Below are 20,384 nucleotides of genomic sequence, written 5' to 3'. Positions count from 1 at the left end.
AGGGAGAAGATGATGCGTAAAACGACAGGAACACTGCTGGCCACGCTGCTGCTGGCCGCCACCGGCGGCAGCGCGCTGGCCGCAGAGGTCACCGTGATGATCTCCGGCGGCTTCAAAGCGGCGCTGGAAAAGCTGGCCCCGGCGTGGGAAAAACAAACTGGCAACCACCTCGTGGTGATCCCCGGCCCGTCGATGGGGAAAACGCCGCAGGCGATCCCTAACCGCCTGGCGCGGGGCGAACACGCGGACGTGGTGATTATGGTCGGGGATGCGCTAACCAGCCTCGAAAAAGCGGGCCGTACGCAACCGGGTTCGCGTCGGGAGCTGGCCGACTCGCCGATCGGCGTGGTGGTGAAGGCGGGGGCGCCGCTGCCGGCTATCCATAGCGCAGACCAGCTGCGGGCGACGCTGCTGGCGGCGCCGTCGGTCGCGTACTCCGACAGCGCCAGCGGACGCTATGTTAGCTCGACGCTGTTCCACACCCTGGGCATTGATGACGCGATGCAGAGCAAAGCGCAGATGGTGGAGCGCATTCCGGTAGCCTCGGAAGTGGCGAAGGGACGGTATGCGATCGGTTTTCAGCAGGTGAGCGAACTGCTGCCGGTACCCGGCGTGACCTTCGTTGGCGAACTGCCGGATAACCTGCAGTACATCACCCGCTTTGCCGGGGCGGTGACTATCAGCGCCGACCACCCGCAGGAAGGCAAGGCGCTGCTGGCGTATCTGGCCTCACCGGCGGCGCAGGAGACCATCCACGCCACCGGCATGCGAAGCGTGGCCGCCACCACGCCGGTCAGCCAGAAGGATACTGTTCAATAATCAGCTTCTCCAGCTCTGCCGCCACGTAGGACTGAATACGGCCGCTGAGGCGGATCAGGCCTACCGTGCGCGTGACCACCGGGTCAGTGAGCGGCACAGCGCGGAGAACGGAATGCTCCCCGGCGGGCATCGACATCGCGGGCACGGCGGCAATGCCGATGCCCGCTTCCACCATCCCCAGCATCGTGGTGACGTGGCGGGTTTCGCAGATACTTGGCCGCGCCGGCGTCAGATGCGCCAGCTCCCGGTCGAGCAGCGTCCGGTTGCCCGAGACCCGATCCAGGCCAATATAATCCTGTTCAAAATACGCCTGCCAGCTGAGGTGCGTCTTGCGCGCCAGCGGATGATCGTACCGACAGGCGGCCACATAGCGGTCGTCGGCAAGAGGCGTGAATTCGAGACTGGCTGGCAGGTTTTTGGCAAAACAGAGGCCAAAGTCAGCCTGTCCGCTGCTGACGGCCTCGATCACATTCCCGACGCTGCTGTCAATCAACCGGATGCGCACCTGGGGATAACGTGCCTGAAAGCTGCGAATGATTTCCGGCATAAAGTAGTAGGCGGCGGAGGGCACCGTCGCCACCGTCACCAGCCCGGTGCGCGCCTTGCTGACCTGGCTGATATCCGCCAGCACCGTCTCGACATGGGCCAGCAGTTGCTCCGAACGTTCGGCAAAATTTTGCCCATACAGCGTGAGGGTCACCCGCCGGGTGGTACGTTCGAACAGCCGGTTGCCCAGCGCCGTCTCCAGCTTTTCGATGCGTCGGCTAAGGGCCGACTGCGACAGGCAGATGGATTCAGCGGCCAGCCGAAAACTGCCATATTCCATCAGGGCGCGAAAGGCGTAGAGATCGTTGAAGTCAAAATTTACGGGCATGGCGGCGGCATCCTTATCGGCTGTCTGGCGCCATCGCCCCGTCCGGCGAGGGGCGATGGCGGGTAGTCTATCGGGCAGGTCTTCGGGCGCGCGGGAAACCGCGCGCCGGGGCTTACACCTTAAGCAGTTTTACCGTGGCATCGATATCGATTTCGTCTTCCGAGAAGATCAGGGTTGTCCCCTGAAAGGTGGTGATCGCCAGCTTTTTCACCGAACGCATCTCTCCCGGCTGCACTGTGGATTTTGGCCGGATGCTGTTCATCAGCAGCCCGACCGACAGCACCGCGTTTTCTTTATCGACGCGGGTCTCGACCGGCTCCTCCTCATGGTACACCACATAGGATTTAATGGAGGTCAGCTTCAGCCGCTCGCCGGCAATATAGATATATTTGCTCTCCGGAATGACCTTCACCGCGTAGGCCGACAGCCCTTTATTGTTGGTGGTAGGTTCGAAAGTCACCGCCGCGTCTTTCTTGATAAGATCAGGATTGGCGACCTTAATCACGTGAAAATAACGATTTTCGCCGTTTTCATCTTTGATAAATCCAAAACCTTTATCTTTAAACCACGTTGTGATTGTTCCGTTCATCGCCATTACCGTATTACTCGTTGGTTAACACAAATTTTGCAGCGCGCAGTGTAAAGCACATTGCCTGTGCAGGCCATGCCTTTGCGATAAGTGTGGGTGATAAATGACGCCGCCGCGAGGGCGGATTGTGCGCCAGCATCGTGCCGGCGGCCAAAATGGGGTACTATCGCCAGCCACTCCTTCTTCGGGCCGCCTGATGTCCACCATTATCGATACCTTTGTCGCGCCGCCGTGCCGCGAACAGATCACCCTCTTGTATCAGGACGAACACCTGCTGTTGATCAATAAACCCGCCGGGCTGCTGAGCCTGTCGGGCAAAGATCCGCGCAACCTTGACTCCGTGCATCACCGGCTGGTTCAGCGCTTTCCGGGCTGCACCCTGGTGCACCGCCTGGACTTCGGTACCTCCGGTCTGATGGTGGTGGCCCGCAACAAAGACGTTAACGCCTTGCTGTGTCAGCAGTTCAGCCAGCGCACGGTGGCAAAGGTCTATACGGCGCTGCTGTGCGGCCACCTGGCGGAAGACGAGGGGATCGTGGAGGCGGCAATCGCCAAAGATCCGGCCCGTTTCCCGCGCATGTCGCTCTGCGCCCGGCACGGCAAACCGGCGCGTTCGCGCTATCGGGTCATTGACCGCCTGTATCAGTCACGGGATGGGGAGAGGGCGCTGGCGTTAACCCGGGTGGCGCTCACCCCGGAGACCGGGCGCACCCATCAGCTGCGCATCCACTGCCAGCTGCTGGGCTATCCGATCCTTGGCTGCGATTTGTACGGTGGCCGGGAGCTGCCCGGCACGGAACAGGCTCCGCGGCTGATGCTGCACGCCAGCGAACTGCGCTTTGTCCACCCCGTCAGCCATGAGCCGATGCATATCCAGCAGGCGAGCCCGTTCTGATCGCCCGCAGCGAGAAAGCCCGGGGTTACCACATCAGATCGTCGGGCACCTTAAAGTCGGCGTACGGATCGTCTTCATCCTGCTCATCCTGACTCAGGGCGCTGTGCAACACGATGCTGCTGGCGTCGCGCTGGGCGATTTTCTCGGCCACCACCGCCGGAATAATCGCGTATTCACCTTCGGGCTTGTTATCCACCGCCAGGCGGGCAATCGCCAGACGGCCGTTAATCAGCTGGGTCTGGGTGGTCTTGTCGACCATGATTTTTTTGATCAGATTATTATCGGTGAAGTTAAAGCCGATATCGCCCCGGGCGACCGTAATGCGGTTCATCTCGATCAGCTGCTTCACCTGGGCTTTATACTCTTTCGCCAGCACCGCCTGCTTTTGCTGCTCGCTGAGCTGCTTATCGCGCTCCAGCTGAGCTTTTTTATTTTCTTCCACCGCTTCCCGGGCCTCACGGGCCTGAACGCGGGATTTTTTTGCCGTCCTCTGGACTTTAGCCATTTTTTTGCTGCTGACCAGGCCGGCTTTGAGCATCTGCTCTTGTAAGGTGAGTTTTGTCATCTGCGTGTCTGAAACTGAGGAAACATCTGCCAAGTATACCTGCATTGGCCGAAACGACGCCAGACTACCCACTGTTCGTTACCCCGATTAGCCTGACAGCCCCCCGCCTAAGCCGCGTTAACCCAGCCTCGCAGGCCCATCTTTCCCGTCCCCGGCGAAGGATCATCGCCACCATTTTTGGCATGTCGACGATCCTTTTTTGTGATGGATTGTCTTTTTTGTGATCTTGATTGTAGTACAATTTTTATTAATAGTACTACTATGTGTCACAGGCAAGGATGAACAGGTTCACGTTTGTACTACCAGACTGGGTGGAAACGCGCTGAACGGAGTAAAGTAACCGGGCATAACCCCGTTAAGGACACGCTATGAACCTGACTAAAACCGATCGGCTGATGGTGACCCTGGGCCGCCAGATTGTGAGCGGCAAATATCTTCCCGGCGCGGCGCTGCCGGCGGAGGCTGACCTGTGCGAGGAGTTTGCCACCTCCCGCAACATCATCCGCGAAGTCTTTCGCTCGCTGGAGGCGAAGCGCTTGATTGAGATGAAACGCTATCGCGGCGCCTTCGTCGCGCCGCGCAGCCAGTGGAATTTCCTCGACAGCGACGTATTGCAATGGGCGCTGGAACAGGATGAAGACCCGGGGCTCATCGCGGCGATGAGCGAAGTGCGTAATCTGGTGGAGCCGGCGATCGCCCGCTGGGCGGCAGAGCGGGCCACCTCCAGCGATCTGGCGCAGATTGAGGCGGCGCTGAATGACATGATCGCCAACAACCAGCAGCGCGATGCCTTTAATGAAGCCGACATTCGCTATCACGAAGCGGTGCTGGCGTCAGTGCATAACCCGGTGCTGCAGCAGCTCAGCGTGGCGATTAGCTCGCTGCAGCGCGCGATATTTGAACGGACCTGGATGGGGGATGAGGCCAACATGCCGCAAACGCTCCAGGAACATAAAGCGCTGTTCGATGCGATTCGCCATCAGGACAGCAACGCGGCAGAGCAGGCGGCGCTCACCATGATCGCCAGCTCGACACGAAGACTGAAGGAAATCACATGACATCTCGCTACATCGCTGTTGACTGGGGATCGACCAATTTTCGCGCCTGGCTGTTTGAGGGCGAACGCTGCCTCGACAGCCGGCAGTCGGCGGCGGGGATCGCCCGCCTGAACGGTCAATCGCCGGCAGCGGTGTTAGCGACACAAATCCATGGCTGGCGCGAGGGGCGTACCCCGGTGGTCATGGCGGGAATGGTAGGCAGCAACGTGGGCTGGAAGAACGCGCCCTATTTACCGCTTCCCGCCGATTTCACGGCCATTGGCAACCAGTTGACCGCCGTAGATGAAGGGATCTGGATTGTCCCCGGGCTTTGCACTTCCCGCGAAGACCACCACAACGTCATGCGCGGCGAAGAGACACAGCTCCTCGGCGCACGCCTGCTGGCCCCTGCGGCGGTGTACGTCATGCCCGGCACCCATTGCAAATGGGTCAAAACCGACGGCCGGCGGATTGAGGACTTTCGCACGGTGATGACCGGCGAACTGCACCATCTGCTGCTGACGCACTCCCTGATCGGCGCGGGATTACCCGAGCAGCAGGCTGCGCCGGCGGCGTTTCACGCCGGGCTGGCGCGCGGCCTGGCCGCGCCCGCGGTGTTGCCACAGCTTTTTGAGACCCGCGCCGCGCACCTGTTGGGGGCGCTGGCCCGGGAGCAGGTGAGCGAGTATCTATCCGGCCTGTTAATTGGCGCGGAGGTGGCCAGCATGCGCGCCTTCATTGCCGACGAACAGGCTATCGCGATCGTTGCCGGCCCGTCCCTCTCCGCGCGCTATCAGCAGGCATTTCAGCTGTTGGGCCGCCAGGTGACGACAGTGTCGGGCGACGATGCCTTTCTGGCTGGTATAAGGAGCATCGTACATGCAGTGGCAAACCTCACTTCCGCTGATCGCTATTCTGCGCGGCATCACCCCTGACGAGGCACTGGCGCACGTCGGCGCGGCGATCGCCGCCGGGTTCGACACCGTGGAGATCCCGCTCAATTCACCGCAATGGCAGCAGAGCATCCCGGCCGTGGTCGGGGCCTACGGCGCGCAGGCGCTGATTGGCGCCGGAACGGTGCTGCAGGAAGCGCAGGTCGATCGGCTGGCGCAGCTGGGGGCGCGGCTGGTGGTGACCCCCAATGTGCAGCCGGCGGTGATCCGCCGGGCCGTTGGGCACGGGATGACCGTCTGCGCCGGCTGCGCGACGGCAAGCGAGGCGTTTACCGCGCTGGAAGCCGGGGCGCAGGCGCTGAAGATTTTTCCCTCTTCGGCGTTTGGCCCCGACTACATCAGGGCGCTGAAAGCGGTTTTGCCCGCGTCGGTGCCGGTATTTGCCGTCGGCGGCGTCACGCCGGAAAACCTGGCGCAATGGATCGAGGCCGGTTGTGCGGGCGCGGGGCTGGGCAGCGATCTCTATCGCGCCGGTCAGCCGGTAGCGCGGACCGCAGAGCAGGCCGCCGCATTTGTTAGGGCGTATCAAGAGGCTGTGAAATGAAAATAACCAAACTGACCACCTGGCGTTTACCCCCGCGCTGGATGTTCCTCAAGATTGAAACCGACGAGGGGATAGTCGGCTGGGGCGAGCCGATCGTCGAAGGCCGGGCGCGCACCGTGGAGGCGGCGGTACATGAGCTGGGGGACTATCTGATTGGCCAGGATCCGGCGCGGATCAACGATCTGTGGCAGGTCATGTACCGCGCCGGCTTTTATCGCGGCGGACCGATCCTGATGAGCGCGATCGCCGGTATTGACCAGGCGCTGTGGGACATCAAAGGGAAGGCGTTAAATGCGCCGGTCTGGCAGCTGCTGGGCGGCCTGGTGCGCGATAAAATCAAAGCCTACAGCTGGGTAGGAGGAGACAGGCCTGCCGAGGTCATTGCCGGGATTAAGACGCTGCGCGGGATGGGGTTTGATACCTTCAAACTCAACGGCTGTCAGGAAATGGGGATGATTGACAGTTCGCGCACGGTGGATGCGGCGGTGAACACGGTGGCGCAAATCCGCGAAGCATTTGGCAACGACATTGAATTTGGCCTCGATTTTCATGGCCGCGTCAGCGCGCCGATGGCGAAACTGCTGATTAAAGAGCTGGAACCCTATCGGCCGCTGTTTATCGAAGAGCCGGTGCTGGCCGAGCAGGCGGAGTACTACCCGCGGCTGGCGGCGCAAACCGCGATCCCGCTGGCCGCCGGCGAGCGCATGTTCTCGCGCTTTGAGTTCAAGCGGGTGCTGGAGGCCGGCGGCCTGGCTATTTTGCAGCCCGATCTCTCTCACGCTGGCGGCATCACCGAATGCTTCAAAATCGCCGGTATGGCGGAAGCGGCGGACGTGTCGCTGGCTCCGCACTGCCCGTTAGGGCCCATCGCGCTGGCCGCCTGTCTGCACGTGGACTTTGTTTCCTACAACGCTGTCTTCCAGGAGCAGAGCATGGGGATCCACTATAACCAGGGCGCCGAGTTACTCGACTTCGTGAAAAACAAAGCCGATTTCAATATGGAGGGGGGGTACTTTAAGCCGTTAATGAAGCCGGGGCTGGGGGTCGATATCGACGAAGAGAAAGTGATTGAGATGAGCCGACGCGCTCCTGACTGGCGGAACCCCGTCTGGCGCCTTGCCGATGGCGTGGTCGCCGAGTGGTAGTCCCCGGTTAATACCTGCTGCGATTCTTAATATCAATCTTTGCCTGGCGCGGGCGGTCTTCCCCTGCCCGAGGCAAAGTCATGGGGTTATTATTATGAGCATTGAACTCTGTACTTCTACATTAAAAAAGCTGAACAGCAAAATCATCCCCTTTATTATTATCTGCTATTTTGTCGCCAATCTTGATAAAACCAATATTTCCATTGCCGCGCTGCAAATGAACGCCGATCTGGGATTAACGGCCAGCATGTACGGCCTTGGGGTCGGCATGTTTTATATTTCCTATATTATTTTCGAAATTCCCAGCAACCTGATAATGACCCGGGTGGGGGCGCGGATCTGGATCGCCAGAATAATGATCACCTGGGGAATGGTGAGCGCCGGCATGGCGTTCGTCCAGACGCCGACCCAGCTCTATATTATGCGTTTTTTACTCGGCATGGCGGAGGCGGGATTCACCCCAGGGATTATTTACTATATCTCCTGCTGGTTTCCGAAGCGCAACCGGGCGCGGGCGATGTCGTTCTTTTATATGGGATCGGTGCTGGCGTCGATCATCGGGCTGCCCGTCTCGGGGCTGATTTTAAATATGCATGGCATCGCCGATGTTGCCGGCTGGCGCTGGCTGTTCGCCATTGAAGGGGTTCCCGCCATCGTGCTGGGGGCGCTGGTGCTCTGGCTGCTACCTTCCAGCCCGCAAAAGGCGGCCTGGCTCTCTGAGGCGGAGAAAGGCTGGCTGACGGCGCAGATTGCCGCTGATAACCGCGGCGCGGTAGTTAATCAACACGCCTCCTGGCTCAGTGCGCTGAAAAATAAAGTGGTACTCCTGCTGAGTCTGGTCTGGTTTCTGCAGGCGTTCGGCTCCATCGGCATCACGCTTTTCTTACCGCTGATCCTCAAAAGTATGGCCAGCGAGCAGAGCGATGTGGTTATTAGTCTGCTGTCCGCGGTGCCGTTTATTTTCGCCTGCCTGTTTATGTACCTCAATGGCCGTCATTCGGATCTGACCGGCGAGCGGGCGTGGCATATGGGGCTGCCGCTGATTCTGGCCGGTCTCTCGCTGGCTGTCGCCATCTATGCCGGCAATCTGCTGGTTGCCTATCTGCTGCTGGTGCTCACCGTGGGCTTTAATTTCGCGCTAACGCCGGTGTTCTGGGCGGTGACCACCGAGAAGCTGGCGGGCGTGGCGGCCGCGGCCTCCATTGCATTTATCAACACCATCGCCAATTTTGTCGGCTTAGGCTTGCCGCCGCTGCTCGGGAAGATTAAGGACCTGACCAACAGCTATCACTCCGGACTGCTGATCGTCGCCGTGGCGCTGGCCCTTGGCGGGATTATCGGCATCATCGTCTCCCGGAGCGGCCAGAAACCCTCCGCCTTCCACACTCTGAAAGAAGATAAGCTATGAAACTGAACGTGTTAAAACAGGCTTCGCTCCCGGATGCCCTGACTGCGGAACTGGCGCGACGCTATCACCTCGTGGAGCTGACCGCACTCACTGACGCCGACTTTCGCGCGCTGGCCGGCACCTTTACCGTGCTCATCACCAACGGCGAAGCCACCGTGACGCGAGAGCTGATCGCCAGCCTGCCTGCGCTGGAGCTGATCGCCGTCTTTGGCGTCGGCTACGATGGCGTGGATGTGCAGGCGGCTGCAGAGCACCAGGTGCGGGTCAGCCATACGCCGGGGGTGTTAACCGACGATGTGGCGGATCTGGCGCTGGGCCTGATGCTGGCGACCTCGCGGCAGATCGTCGCCGCCCACAAGTTTATCGAAGCGGGCGAGTGGGCGGCGGGCGGTTTTCCGTGGACGCAAAAAGTCTCCGGTTCGCGGGTCGGCATCGTGGGCATGGGGCGCATCGGCCAGGCCATCGCCCGGCGCTGCGAGGGGTTCGCCATGCAGATTGCTTATCATGACCGCAAGCGTCTCCCGGCGCTAAATTATGCCTGGCGGGAAGATCTGCTGACCCTGGCCGCGGAGAGTGATTTTCTGGTTATCTGCACGCCGGGAACGGCGGCAAACCAGGGGCTCATTAACCAGCCGGTGCTGGCGGCGCTGGGGGAGAAAGGGATCCTCATCAATATCTCGCGCGGCAGCGTGATTGATGAGCCCGCGCTGGTTGCCGCGCTGGAGAGCGGGATTATCGCCGGGGCGGGGCTGGATGTCTTCAGCCATGAACCGGCGGTACCGGCCGGGCTGCTGCAGCGCAGTAATGTGGTCGTCACACCGCATATGGCCAGCGCCACCTGGAGCACCCGCGCGGCGATGGCGCAACTGGTGCTCGATAACGTCGCCTGCTGGGCTGAGAAGAAGGCGCTGGTGACTCCAGTGGCGGAAAGCCTGGCGGACTGACCGCAAAGCCGGAACGCGCTGGGCTGCTGTATTGTACAGCGCGTTCGCGGCGGGGATTACTCCCGGGGCTGAAGCTGATAAATCCAGGCGCTGACCTGCTGTCCATCGTCGGTGGTCACCTCCACCGGCACCCGATCGTACCCCTCCTCAAAGTCGTCCAGCATGGGCCAGTGCGCCGCCAGCCGATCGGACAGGAACAGATAGCCGTTGACCCGCGGGCCGTGAGCGTCGAGGACGATACCCGGAAAATCGGCGGCTGCGCCCCAGCCGCGCGCGTAAAAGGTGCCGGTGACGTAGCCGGGACGCCACTCGCCCCCGATCGCCTCCAGAATGTGCGCATTGCTGCGACCGGGACAGAGCGTCCCATAGACAAATAGCGGTTTCATTTTCTCTCTCTCGTTCGCCCTGATACCCGCCCACAGCGGAGCGGAAAACCAAAATACGGCGTAATTCAGCGCCTGGCAATGGCCGGGTGGGGCGGGGCACTCCTCCGGGCATCTCTCTGATGCTGGGGAACGCTTTGGCCTCGGCGCTAATGAAGGTATATCGATTGCGATGATATTTTTATTATTTATATTTAAGATCAATATAAATAAGCCTGACGGAGAGACTAATTCGCTAATTAACATTCAATGGGGAAATAATAAAACGATAGCTTATGGAATATTCCTTCTCAATGGATTAAACAAGAGCCATAAAAGCAGCCGTAGGTTGAATTCAGATATTATTTAGGGCCAGGCGTTACCTCCCCTGGCTTTTTCGCTTTATGATAAACCTCCCTTGTACAAAGAATACCATCTGACTTCTAAACCCTCGCGGGCAGAGTTGATATTTCCTTTCCCTGAAGCGGCAGGCAATAAATCGAGCCGAACGACGTTCGGGAGAAAAACCGCTAGTGATGAACAGGCCAGAGCAAAGGCAGAGGCTGAGGCGAACGTACGGCGGATGAAGGATATCCGCCGCGGCATTTGGTCCTGTCTGCAAACAGATGAAAGCGAAAGGCACAGGAGGTGCAATGAAGATTTTCCGCCCATTATGGCGCGACGGGGCTTTTCTGGTCCCGCAGCAGTTTCAGCAACAGGCTCGCTGGGATGCGCACGTCGCCGATACGGTCTCCCGCATGGCGCTCGCCCACCCGTGGGGGGTATTGCGCGCGGAGTTTGACGCCAGCGCGCTCACCCTTTCCCGGCTCAACGCCACCCGGCTGATCGTGCGTTTCGCCGACGGAACGCTGATTGACACCGAGCTGGCGGATACTCTGCCACCGGTCCGTGATGTCTCGGGCGTGATGCTGGACAGCGTGGAGGTTGTGCTTGCTCTGCCGCTGCTCAGCGCCAGCGGCGGCAATCTTGATGACGGCCAGGAGAGCGCCCGCCCGCGCCGCTGGCGCGCCGAGCAGGTGACCGTGCAGGAGCTGGCCGGCCATGAACGCAGCGAGCTGGCCGTTCTGCGGCACGCGCTGACGCTGCGTCTCTCCACCGAGGAAAATGCGGCCTTCCTTACCTGCCCGGTAGCGCGTCTGGTGCGCGATGCCCAGGGGCAGTGGATCGTTGACCCGGAATTCATCCCGCCGCTGCTGTCGCTGGCGGCAAGCCCGACGCTGGTCAGCGAGCTGGGTGAGCTGTTACATCGCCTGCAGGCCCGACGCAGACGCCTGATGGCCATGCGCCGTGAAAGCAATGCGCGGATGGCTGATTTTGCCGTGGCGGATGTTTCCCTGTTCTGGCTGCTCAACGCGCTGAACAGCGCCGAGCCGGTGCTCAGCGAGCTGCATCAGGACCCTTCGCGCCATCCGGAGCTGCTCTATCGCGAACTGACCAGGCTGGCCGGCAGTCTGATGACCTTCTCCCTTGAACATCATCTGGAAGCTATCCCCCGCTACCGGCATGCCTCGCCGGAGCAGGTATTCCCGCCGCTGTTTGCCCTGCTGGATACGCTGCTCGAAGTCAGCCTGCCCTCAAGGGTGATCGCCATCGCTCTGGAGCAGGGCGCCGACCGGGAGATCTGGCGGGGCAGGCTACACGATGCGCGACTGCGCGAGGGGGCGGATTTTTATCTGTCGGTGCGCTCTTCACTCCCCCCTCACCAGCTACAGAGCCGCTTTCCGCAGCTCTGTAAGGCGGGTAGCCATGATGATGTCGCCGAGGTCGTCAACATTGCCCTCAGCGGCATCGCGATCAAACCGCTGAGCCACGTGCCGGCGGCCATTCCGCTACGTCTGGAAAACCAATATTTCGCTCTGGATCTCTCCACCGATGCCGCCCGCGCGATGCTGGAGGCCGGCAACTGCACCTTCTATACCCCGGAATCGCTTGGCGACGTGAAACTTGAACTCTTTGCGGTACTGCGCTCATGAATACCTCTGAAAGCGATCTGATCAACAAAACTTTTTACCCGGGCTGGCTGATGGTCAGCCAGTTACGCTGCGGCCAGCCGGTGACCGATGGCGAGGCGCTCTATCGTCAGGCCTGTCGATGGGTGACCGAGGCGCGCGAGGCGCTGACGGCGGCAGGAATCAGTGACACCAGCGCTGAGCAGATGCTCTATGCCTACTGCGCGCTGCTCGATGAGAGCGTCCTCAACCGCGCCAGTCAGGATGATGGCTACCGCAGGTGGCGCAAGGATCCGCTGCAGGCGCGTTTTTTCAGCACTCTCAACGCCGGGGAAGAGCTCTGGGAACGGATCCGCCAGCTGCTGCGAGAGCCCACGGCGGATGCGGCAGTGCTGACTTGTTTCTATCGTACTTTGCAACTGGGGTTTGTCGGGCAGTACCGCGCCCAGGATGACGAACGGCGTGAGGACGTGGCGCATGCGCTTGGCGCGCGGGTCCCGCCGTTCAGCCTGACCCAGGAGGCGCCGGTGGTGGTTCGTGCCTCCCGGCTGCGCAGCGGACGGCGGATGTACTGGTGCGGCTGGGCGGTTGGCATTGTGGCGCTGGCCGCGCTGTGGTTGACCTTCTCCGCCGTGCTGTCACAGATGGTGGCGAAGATAGCAGGGCAGGGATAAGAGATGCGTGATAACGCCCGTCGTCTGCTTACGCTACTGACCGTCATCCTGGCCCTGTGGCTGGTGCTGGGCTTCTGGCCGCTGTCCATCGGCAACCAGGTGATCTTCAGTCTGTGCATCCTGCTGGCGGGCGGCGCGGCGCTCTGGCGTCAGCGTCGCCGGGCAGTCAGCCGTCAGCGATCGGAAATCGTCCTGCCGCCCGAGGATTTTCAGGGGGCGGTGGTTCTGGTCTGCGGGGATACCGACGGTCTGTTTCCCGGGCGTTCGGCGCACTGCGAAACCCGTCACGGCTGGTATCTACGGGGAGACAGCGCGGAGCAGTTGCCGCTGCTGACGCAGTACCTGGCGGCGGCGCGTCCGGCGCTGGTATCGCAGGTTTCCGTGCTGCTGGCGGTGGTACCGGAGCACCACCCCTCCGGGGAGCAACTGGCGCAGTCGCTGCGCGACTGGCGACGGAGTATCGTTCAGTGCCGAACCTGGCTAAACGGTCTGCCGCCGGTGTGGAGCGTGTTCTGGGTGACGCCGCCTGGCGGCCAGGCAGGGGAAAGCCGCTGGTTTACCGTCACGCCGGAGAGGCCTGGTCTCCAGGTGCAGCAGAAGGGGCAAGCGCCCCAGTCGGTTGCCGAGTGGCAGCGGGAGGGCAGCCCTGCCTCACGCCTGCATCAGACGCTGTGGCTGGAGAGCATTCTGACCTTGGCCGAAAACGCTCTTTTCCGGCCATTCCGCGCCCGGCAGGCGGAACTTCCTCCGCTGAACCTGTGTGCCGCGGGCATCTGCCTGACACCGGTGGTAGCGGCGGCAAATAACCTCTGGCAACAGCAAATCGCCGGGATCACCACGCTCTCCCCGGGCAACGCCGCGGCGCCAGGTCCTCACCCGCTGCCGGATCTTCTGCTGTCGTCACTGCCGCACCGCCACGGGGTCAGCCGCCGGATGCGCGATGCCGGTCTTGCCGCTGGCGTGGGCTTCCTCTTTCTGGCGCTGGCGATGCTGGCTTCCTTTATCAACAACCAGCGCCTGGTGCGCAGCGTCGGCGATCATCTGGCGGTGTATCACCGCCTCAGCGGCACGCCGCCGACGCCGAAGCTGCAGGCGCAGCAGCGTCTGCGTACCGACAGCCGCCAGCTGGATGACTGGCTGCGCCGGGGAGAGCCGTTGCGTTACCGGCTGGGGCTGTATCAGGGGATGCGGCTGATCCCCTTCGTGGAAGCCGCTATCAATGACTGGGCGCCGCCCCCGCCGCCGCGTCCGGTCATTAAGCAGGTTGTGCAGGGGCCGCAGACGATCCGCCTCGATAGCATGGCGCTGTTCGATACCGGCAAATCGACGCTGAAACCGGGTTCGACAAAGCTGCTGGTGAACTCGCTGCTGGGCATTAAGGCCAAACCCGGCTGGCTGATAGTGGTGGCAGGCCATACCGACAGCATCGGCAACGATAAATCCAATCAACAACTCTCCCTGAAGCGTGCCGAGGCGGTCCGCGACTGGATGCGCGATACCGGCGATGTGCCGGAGAGTTGTTTTGCGGTGCAGGGCTACGGCGCAAGTCGTCCTGTCGCCAGCAACGAGACGCCAGACGGGCGGGCGCAAAATCGCCGGGTGGAGATCAGTCTGGTCCCGCAGAAGGACGCCTGTCTGACGCCGGGCACGGCTAATACGTCAGGAGCCGGGGCTGACGCCTTAAAAAACGAAACCAAGTAACCCGCGAACCCGATCGCGGACGTTGAATAACAATCTGCCTGCCTGACCCTGTGCGCTACGGGTTCCTGATAAACAGGAAACAGCGATGGGCGGTAGCGTGCCTGCAGCCAGTCAATCTTGTCGGCAAAGCGGGGCCTCTGCGGGGATGAAGCGCAGGAAAGAGGGGATAAAGGCGCTCAGCATGGATAGCGCTAAGGACAGTGCCAGAGAAATGCTGGCGGCGATAAACGTTGAAGGTTCCGGTTTCTGGCTGCTTTTTTTATTTCTCAGTCAGTGAATATAAATATCTCTGGGGTTTCCTTTTAGTTATGAAATTCCTGGTGGGGTATCTGAGATATCGATATGCACATAAATATATTTATGATGAATGAGATGATTATCATTAAAAAAATTAAACAGTGCATCCTGTTAATTGATTTTTGGTGGTCATTACTGCGGAGTAAAACAGGAATATAATGGATACCTTTTCAATGATTACCGGCACCACCCTTAACCGTTACCAGCTGGATATTCCTTCATGTACCGCATCGCTGGATGTGGAAGAATTCAGTGGTGCAGAAAAGCTGAGTGAACTTTATTATTACACCATTACGTTTACCAGCGCAGAGAAAAACATCGATGCCGCACAGCTCCTGAGCAAACCCGCCATGCTGACAATGGGCGGCGGCGCACTGCAGCAGCTGGCGGACTGCAAACGCGTCCATGGTGTGATTACCACCTTCCGGCGCGTCAATCGTTCTGAAGATCAGTCGACCTATCAGATAACCCTCCAGCCGTTTCTCTTCCTGCTGGATAAACAGTTTCGCAGCCACCGTTTTTTCGTCAACAAATCGGTACCGGAGGTGGTGGAGCAGGTATTGCAGGAACATCACCTGCATGACTGGGAGTATGAGTTTAATCTCAAGCAACACTATTCGCGGCGTGAGCAAATTAATCAGTATCAGGAGAGCGACCTGGCGTTTATCCAGCGCCTGCTGGCAGAGGTGGGGATATTTTATTTCTTCACCCTGCAGGAAGAGGCCCAGAGCGAAGTGGTCCACTTCGCCGACGCGCAGCGGGCGCTGATGTTCGATAAAACACTCCCTGTAAACAGCCCGTCCGGGATGAGCGACAGCGGTGCGGAATCGATATGGGGTCTGAACATCACCCACAACGTCGTAGAGGCGAACGTCACTACCCGGGATTATAACCCCCGCGATGCGCAGAGCGTTCTCCAGTCGGCAACAGCGGATATGACCCGGGGAAATGGTGAAGGCATCACTTACGGTGAGGTATACCACTATAAGCTTCGCCACTGGGAGCGTGGCGATAAAATCGACCCGCAGACGGAGACCGCCAACTTCTATGCCCGCCTCGACCATGAGCGTTTTCTGGCTCACCAGACGCTTATTACCGCGAGCAGTACTGCAGCCTGGCTGGCGCCGGCCCAGGTGCTGACCGTTACCGACAGCCTCCCATCGACCCTGCCTGCGCCCGTGCAGGATCCGCTGTTAATCACCGGCACCGGTTTTACCGCCAGCCGCCGGGAGGCGCTGCGGGTGACCCTGCTGGCGGTGCCCTACAGCGAAACATTGTGCTGGCGTCCGCCGCTGCTGCCGCGCCCGAAGGTGACTGGCGCCATGACGGCGCGGGTGACCAGCGCGAAGGCGAATGATATCTACGCCTGGCAGGATGCGTCCGGCCTGTACCGGGTGAAATTTGACGCTGACAGAGAGGAGAAAGGGCAGGGTCAGGAAAGCATGCCGGTGCGTCTCGCCAAACCCTACAGCGGCGACGTGTACGGCTTTCACTTCCCGCTGATCCAGGGCACGGAGGTGGCGATTGCTTTCCACGAAGGCGATCCTGACCGGCCGTATATTGCGCATGCGCTGCACGACTCGCGGCATGTCGACCCTGTGACGGAGAAAAACAGCACCCGCAATGTGATTCGTACTCCGGCCAATAATAAGCTGCGAATGGAGGATAAGCGCGGCGAGGAGCATATCAAGCTCAGCACCGAGTACGGCGGCAAGACGCAGCTGAACCTGGGGCATAACGTGAATGCGCAGAGGGAGTTGCGGGGCGAGGGGGCGGAACTGCGTACGGATAAATGGGTGAGCATCCGGGGCGGTGCGGGAGTGTTTATCAGTGTGGATAAACAGCCTTCGGCAGGCGACAGGATGCTGGCAATGGAGGAGGCGATTGCGCAGCTTGAAAATGCCCTGGGTATTGCGAAAAGCCTGGCGTCGGCAGCGGAATCGGCTCAGGCCCTGCCATCGGATACCGGCAACCAGCAGACGCTGAACGATGCGCTGAAAGAGCTGGCGCAGCCGGGGATAGTGCTGAATGCGCCGCAGGGCGTGAGCATCAGCAGTCCGCAGGCGGTACGGTTGTCTTCGGGTAGCGCCAGCGTGGGGATTGTGTCACAGCAGAATACGGACATCAGTGCGCTGAAACGTTTTACGGTGGCGGCGGGAGAAGCCGTCAGCCTGCTGGCGCGAAAGGCGGGGATGAAGCTGTTTGCGGCGAAGGGAAAGATGGAAATCCAGGCGCAGGATGATGCGCTGGAGGCGACGGCGAAAAAGGATATCACCGTGACCAGCGTGGAAGGGCGAGTGGAAATCACGGCGGCGGAGGAACTGGTGGTGAACTGTGCGGGAGCGTATATCAGGCTAAGTGGTGGCAATATCGAGCTGGGCTGCCCGGGGAATATTCTGCTGAAATCGGCCAATGTGCAGAAAATGGGCGCAGCTGATTATGATGCAAACAAACCTGAGCTTCCCGTCGGTTTCAGTGAGTTTTTTACTGCAAAAGATGAAGAGTCCGGGGAGATTTTACCTTTTACCCGGTACAGGATAACAACCGGTGAAGGTAAAGTATTTGAAGGCAGGACCGATGCGGAAGGTAAAACTGTTGCAGTTTATACTGCCCTGCCTGATGCCCTGCATATAGAATTACTTTAAAGAATGAAGGAATAGCATATGGCTACCGGAGAAGAGAAAAGTAAAACATCGGTACAAGGGACGGGAACGGTTGTAAAAGGAAAATATGGCCCAGAATGTTATTTTCACCCAGGTAGCGCAACATTGCTTTTTCTGGAGGCTTCAGATACTAAAATTATCGAACAGGAGCATGATTTTCTGTCTGGCTTGCTTGAAACTCAGAAACAGGCGCAAAAAAATCTTGATGATATTAATTTTGAAGCAATCACTCAGGCAGGCAGAGTGCCAGCAAGAAAATTTGAAAGTGAAATCACTAAAGCCTATGAAGCCTTAAACAAAGCAAATCAGGCTTTGCGGAAAGAGCTTATGTCACTAACAGCGAATCCTCCGGAGGGGGAATTGCTTAATGATAAAATGAAAGATACTGCCATTGGTATAATGGAACTTATTCCGCTTAAAAATAACACAGTGAAAGGATTCAAGAAAACTTATGTGCGTTCGGATAAAATAAAACACCAGTGGCGAACATATAAGCTCAGCGAAGTTGATAAAGAAAGTGGTGAAGCCAGTTTCATAAAATATAAAAACAAAACTATTGTTTCTCAGGATGCGAATGGTAATCAGGTTAATAAAACCATACGTCAGGGAAAAATAGATACAGCGGAACTAAAAAAACAACTAAGTAACGTACCTGTTTCACTGAAATTCGATCTTGTTGACGATACGAATGTTATTGTCAGTCACTGGGCAGAGGAAATGAACAAATCTCTGACCTGGCCAAAGGGGGATGGTAAAGTCGACGAATCTGTTTATCACCAGTATGTTGATATCAGCGCGCAGGCTCAACTGATGCGCTACAGCCATGGAGCGGGTGCATCAGCGGAATATAATCCATCAGAAAAAAAACTGGAGGGCAAAATAGAAGGTCATGCCAGTTTTGCACTGGGGGAGGCGAAGGCCGAAACGGCCCTGTACCTGCCGGACAGGTTAGGTGTCAGCCTTTTATTTCCGGCGAAAAAAGTGACTCCACAGACACCGGATGGTGTCTGTAATATGGGAGCACTGCGTTTTGCCATGAAACTGGTATTGTCAGGTAGCGTTGGTGCCAGTGCTGCAATTGAATTAGGGGTGACAGTAGACTGGAGTGGAGAAAAGGGAAAGGGCTATGGCATTAAAGGCCGTCCTGCAACCCTGAATGCCCCACCGTTACCAGGACAGCAGCAGGTGAATTTAAAGACCTCAACAATACCTGAAGCACAGGGGGGAGGTGAAATTGGTGTTTTTGTTGGTGCTCAGGCGGGAGGTAATATCAGTGGTGCCATTGAGTGGTTTGACCCGCATCCTGATGATACGCCAGTAGCTAAAGGTGTTGAGAATGATAACAAACCCATTGTCAGTAAAGAGAAGAAGTTTGCCGCGATAGCCAAACTGGAAGCAGGGATGACGGTGCAGGCAGGCGCTGGGGGAAGTGGGGTTTTTTATATCACCTATATTCAGGGACGTTTTCGTATTTACTGTAAAGCGGCTTTATGTTGGGGAGTGGGAGCCAAAGGGGAAGTCGGTTTTGAAGTTGATGGCAGCAGCTTTGCGGCTTTTATGAAGAGCTTTCTTTATATGCTGAGAAATGTGGATTATCAGAAGCTTGAGCAGATGATGGCAGTGGATGCCTTTCGATCTTTATGTGCAATTCCTATTATTATGGCGGCGCAAGGGATACAGGTGGGTGAGGCCATGCTTAAGAATATGGTCGTAATATTGCAACAAATTAGAGCAGACCTTAAGGATGAAAACAAACGCGTTAATTTGATGGACAGTATTTTGTCTAATCCTGATCAGCTTAAATATACCCCTCCGGAAACAAAAGGGGCAGTGATTGCCACATTAATTGATCAGAACTGGGCGGACTGGCTTGATCCACGAAATCAGAATAATGATTTTTTTTCCGTTAACAGCTGGAAGCTCGGTCCTTTAAAGAGACGAAAACAAGCGGTGTTTATGGCATTGAAGTGGGTACAAAGTCAGGCAGATTATAACAATATCATGCAGCATTTGACGTTGTCGCCAGGGGAGAAGAAAGGCAGTAAAGAACTGAATGAAAAAGATGTGATTAAGTTTTTAGGCATTGGAGAACGAAAATTGTTTTTCTATACCAATTATGGCGAAAAGCTCACCTTATTGCATAATAACCTTCCGGTTTCCGTTGGCCCGGATGAACCATTTAGACCTATTCCGGATATCCTGATGTCAGAATATCTTGCCATGGTTGACGAGCAGCATCCAACTAATACAATGATTGCTTGATTAAATTACTGAGGCATTGAAATGGAAAATAACATTATAGCTATTTCAGTTACTGTATGCTTACTGGTCGGGTGCGATCAGGGAAATGCTGCCAGGAGTGAAAAAGCGGCTAAAGAGCTTGTGGGTAAGTCGCTCTCTAACATGATTCCCGTTCAGGGCGGTGAGTTTTTAATGGGCGATTTTGGACCGTTAGTCGGTGAAAAACTGCCTTTCAGCATAAACCAGGATGACAAGGTATTACATAAGGTTGTATTAAGCGATTTTTCAATATCAAAATACAAAGTCACCAATGATGATTATAATAAATATCTGCAGATAACAGGAGTAAAAAAACCACCCATTAATATTCTGCTAAAAGATTACCCATCATTGCAAAAAAGTGATTATTCTGTTGGCATCACCTGGCAACAGGCAAAAGACTATTGTCAGTGGTTAGGTAAGGAGTCTGGTAAAAAATTTGATTTACCAACAGAGGCGCAATGGGAATATGCAGCAAGATCCAGAGGGCAATACATTCCGTTTGCAACGAATAATGGTGAGTTCCTGCCCGGTAAAAACATCCCCAGCCAGGATGAGCTGAGTGAATATACTGATGGAGCAGGTATTCCTATTTATCCAGTGGGGAAATATCCCCCAAACCCCCTGGGTCTGTATGATATGGGACTTAGTGGCTCAGAATGGA

Annotated in this window: 17 protein-coding genes and 3 pseudogenes; 16 read left to right on the top strand and 4 right to left on the bottom strand. The window is 57.8% G+C overall.

The window, feature by feature from the left end:
- The first annotated feature begins 9 nt into the window (after positions 1–9).
- Positions 10–819 (top strand): substrate-binding domain-containing protein, encoded by an 810-nt coding sequence (locus AS136_RS17675; RefSeq protein ID WP_008804347.1) that lies wholly within the window; start codon positions 10–12, stop codon positions 817–819.
- On the opposite strand, the gene psrA is transcribed toward AS136_RS17675, so the two are convergent.
- Positions 794–1,693, bottom strand: a complete 900-nt coding sequence (gene psrA / locus AS136_RS17670; protein WP_008804348.1) for an L-proline-binding transcription factor PsrA — start codon at positions 1,691–1,693, stop codon at positions 794–796. The genes AS136_RS17675 and psrA overlap by 26 nt on opposite strands.
- Positions 1,694–1,805: 112 nt before the next feature.
- A complete protein-coding gene (locus AS136_RS17665) occupies positions 1,806–2,288 on the bottom strand; it encodes a cold-shock protein (protein WP_012541308.1) in 483 nt (160 codons plus the stop codon).
- Between the two features lie 190 nt (positions 2,289–2,478).
- Between AS136_RS17665 and AS136_RS17660 the strand changes: the two genes are divergently transcribed.
- Positions 2,479–3,177: an RluA family pseudouridine synthase gene (locus AS136_RS17660; RefSeq protein WP_023322865.1), complete on the top strand. Its 699-nt coding sequence runs from the start codon at positions 2,479–2,481 to the stop codon at positions 3,175–3,177.
- Between the two features lie 25 nt (positions 3,178–3,202).
- On the opposite strand, the gene AS136_RS17655 is transcribed toward AS136_RS17660, so the two are convergent.
- On the bottom strand, positions 3,203–3,742 hold the full coding sequence (locus tag AS136_RS17655) for a DUF2058 domain-containing protein (RefSeq protein ID WP_012967804.1): 540 nt from the start codon (positions 3,740–3,742) through the stop codon (positions 3,203–3,205).
- Positions 3,743–4,110: 368 nt separating this feature from the next.
- Between AS136_RS17655 and dgoR the strand changes: the two genes are divergently transcribed.
- The 6 genes from dgoR (at position 4,111) to AS136_RS17625 (ending at position 9,773) form a co-directional block, all read left to right on the top strand.
- Positions 4,111–4,800, top strand: a complete 690-nt coding sequence (gene dgoR, locus AS136_RS17650; protein WP_022066201.1) for a D-galactonate utilization transcriptional regulator DgoR — start codon at positions 4,111–4,113, stop codon at positions 4,798–4,800.
- Positions 4,797–5,714 (top strand): 2-dehydro-3-deoxygalactonokinase, encoded by a 918-nt coding sequence (locus AS136_RS17645; RefSeq protein ID WP_012541312.1) that lies wholly within the window; start codon positions 4,797–4,799, stop codon positions 5,712–5,714. The genes dgoR and AS136_RS17645 overlap by 4 nt, the downstream gene beginning before the upstream one ends.
- Entirely contained in the window at positions 5,659–6,276 is a 618-nt protein-coding gene (locus AS136_RS17640; RefSeq protein ID WP_012967806.1) for a 2-dehydro-3-deoxy-6-phosphogalactonate aldolase, read from the top strand. Before AS136_RS17645 ends, AS136_RS17640 begins: the two co-directional genes overlap by 56 nt.
- Positions 6,273–7,421, top strand: coding sequence for a galactonate dehydratase (dgoD, locus tag AS136_RS17635; RefSeq protein ID WP_023322864.1), 1,149 nt, complete (start codon positions 6,273–6,275; stop codon positions 7,419–7,421). The genes AS136_RS17640 and dgoD overlap by 4 nt, the downstream gene beginning before the upstream one ends.
- 94 nt (positions 7,422–7,515) lie before the next feature.
- Entirely contained in the window at positions 7,516–8,829 is a 1,314-nt protein-coding gene (locus AS136_RS17630; RefSeq protein WP_012541315.1) for an MFS transporter, read from the top strand.
- Positions 8,826–9,773 carry a 2-hydroxyacid dehydrogenase gene (locus AS136_RS17625; RefSeq protein ID WP_008804356.1) on the top strand — a complete coding sequence of 316 codons (948 nt, stop codon included), beginning with the start codon at positions 8,826–8,828 and terminating at the stop codon, positions 9,771–9,773. Before AS136_RS17630 ends, AS136_RS17625 begins: the two co-directional genes overlap by 4 nt.
- A gap of 56 nt (positions 9,774–9,829) precedes the next feature.
- Here the strand turns inward: AS136_RS17625 and AS136_RS17620 are convergent, their stop codons facing one another.
- Positions 9,830–10,159: a gamma-glutamylcyclotransferase family protein gene (locus AS136_RS17620; protein WP_012541317.1), complete on the bottom strand. Its 330-nt coding sequence runs from the start codon at positions 10,157–10,159 to the stop codon at positions 9,830–9,832.
- Between the two features lie 629 nt (positions 10,160–10,788).
- On the opposite strand from AS136_RS17620, the gene tssK reads away from it, so the two are divergent.
- From tssK to AS136_RS17585, 8 genes and pseudogenes are all read left to right on the top strand, one after another.
- The gene (gene tssK / locus AS136_RS17615; RefSeq protein ID WP_016161345.1) at positions 10,789–12,129 is read left to right on the top strand and encodes a type VI secretion system baseplate subunit TssK; all 1,341 of its coding nucleotides are present in this window, start codon (positions 10,789–10,791) and stop codon (positions 12,127–12,129) included.
- Positions 12,126–12,779 carry a type VI secretion system protein TssL, short form gene (gene tssL, locus AS136_RS17610; protein ID WP_012541320.1) on the top strand — a complete coding sequence of 218 codons (654 nt, stop codon included), beginning with the start codon at positions 12,126–12,128 and terminating at the stop codon, positions 12,777–12,779. Before tssK ends, tssL begins: the two co-directional genes overlap by 4 nt.
- A 3-nt stretch (positions 12,780–12,782) precedes the next feature.
- Entirely contained in the window at positions 12,783–14,480 is a 1,698-nt protein-coding gene (locus AS136_RS17605; RefSeq protein WP_063266886.1) for an OmpA family protein, read from the top strand.
- A 181-nt stretch (positions 14,481–14,661) separates the two neighbouring features.
- A pseudogene (locus AS136_RS28755) lies at positions 14,662–14,786 on the top strand (hypothetical protein).
- A gap of 149 nt (positions 14,787–14,935) precedes the next feature.
- Entirely contained in the window at positions 14,936–17,422 is a 2,487-nt protein-coding gene (locus AS136_RS17595) for a DUF2345 domain-containing protein (RefSeq protein WP_063266884.1), read from the top strand.
- A 921-nt stretch (positions 17,423–18,343) separates the two neighbouring features.
- Positions 18,344–19,373: pseudogene (locus AS136_RS17590) on the top strand (hypothetical protein).
- 251 nt (positions 19,374–19,624) lie between these two features.
- Positions 19,625–19,702: pseudogene (locus AS136_RS29375) on the top strand (hypothetical protein); the annotation flags it as partial.
- 21 nt (positions 19,703–19,723) lie between these two features.
- Positions 19,724–20,384 (top strand): formylglycine-generating enzyme family protein (locus AS136_RS17585; RefSeq protein ID WP_063266883.1); only part of this gene is annotated, 661 nt, incomplete at its 3' end.

The organism is Klebsiella sp. D5A, from assembly GCF_001620885.1.
Classification (GTDB): Bacteria; Pseudomonadota; Gammaproteobacteria; order Enterobacterales; family Enterobacteriaceae; genus Klebsiella; species Klebsiella variicola.
Note: the sequence above shows the minus strand (reverse complement) of the source record. Positions and strands in the feature narration are given on the sequence as shown.

Bases quoted from the DNA above. Each gene is read 5' to 3' on its own strand.
- AS136_RS17675 (WP_008804347.1), top strand. From the start codon at position 10: ATGATGCGTAAAACGACAGGAACACTGCTGGCCACGCTGCTGCTGGCC.
- psrA (WP_008804348.1), bottom strand. From the start codon at position 1,693: ATGCCCGTAAATTTTGACTTCAACGATCTCTACGCCTTTCGCGCCCTG.
- AS136_RS17665 (WP_012541308.1), bottom strand. From the start codon at position 2,288: ATGGCGATGAACGGAACAATCACAACGTGGTTTAAAGATAAAGGTTTT.
- AS136_RS17660 (WP_023322865.1), top strand. From the start codon at position 2,479: ATGTCCACCATTATCGATACCTTTGTCGCGCCGCCGTGCCGCGAACAG.
- AS136_RS17655 (WP_012967804.1), bottom strand. From the start codon at position 3,742: ATGACAAAACTCACCTTACAAGAGCAGATGCTCAAAGCCGGCCTGGTC.
- dgoR (WP_022066201.1), top strand. From the start codon at position 4,111: ATGAACCTGACTAAAACCGATCGGCTGATGGTGACCCTGGGCCGCCAG.
- AS136_RS17645 (WP_012541312.1), top strand. From the start codon at position 4,797: ATGACATCTCGCTACATCGCTGTTGACTGGGGATCGACCAATTTTCGC.
- AS136_RS17640 (WP_012967806.1), top strand. From the start codon at position 5,659: ATGCAGTGGCAAACCTCACTTCCGCTGATCGCTATTCTGCGCGGCATC.
- dgoD (WP_023322864.1), top strand. From the start codon at position 6,273: ATGAAAATAACCAAACTGACCACCTGGCGTTTACCCCCGCGCTGGATG.
- AS136_RS17630 (WP_012541315.1), top strand. From the start codon at position 7,516: ATGAGCATTGAACTCTGTACTTCTACATTAAAAAAGCTGAACAGCAAA.
- AS136_RS17625 (WP_008804356.1), top strand. From the start codon at position 8,826: ATGAAACTGAACGTGTTAAAACAGGCTTCGCTCCCGGATGCCCTGACT.
- AS136_RS17620 (WP_012541317.1), bottom strand. From the start codon at position 10,159: ATGAAACCGCTATTTGTCTATGGGACGCTCTGTCCCGGTCGCAGCAAT.
- tssK (WP_016161345.1), top strand. From the start codon at position 10,789: ATGAAGATTTTCCGCCCATTATGGCGCGACGGGGCTTTTCTGGTCCCG.
- tssL (WP_012541320.1), top strand. From the start codon at position 12,126: ATGAATACCTCTGAAAGCGATCTGATCAACAAAACTTTTTACCCGGGC.
- AS136_RS17605 (WP_063266886.1), top strand. From the start codon at position 12,783: ATGCGTGATAACGCCCGTCGTCTGCTTACGCTACTGACCGTCATCCTG.
- AS136_RS17595 (WP_063266884.1), top strand. From the start codon at position 14,936: ATGGATACCTTTTCAATGATTACCGGCACCACCCTTAACCGTTACCAG.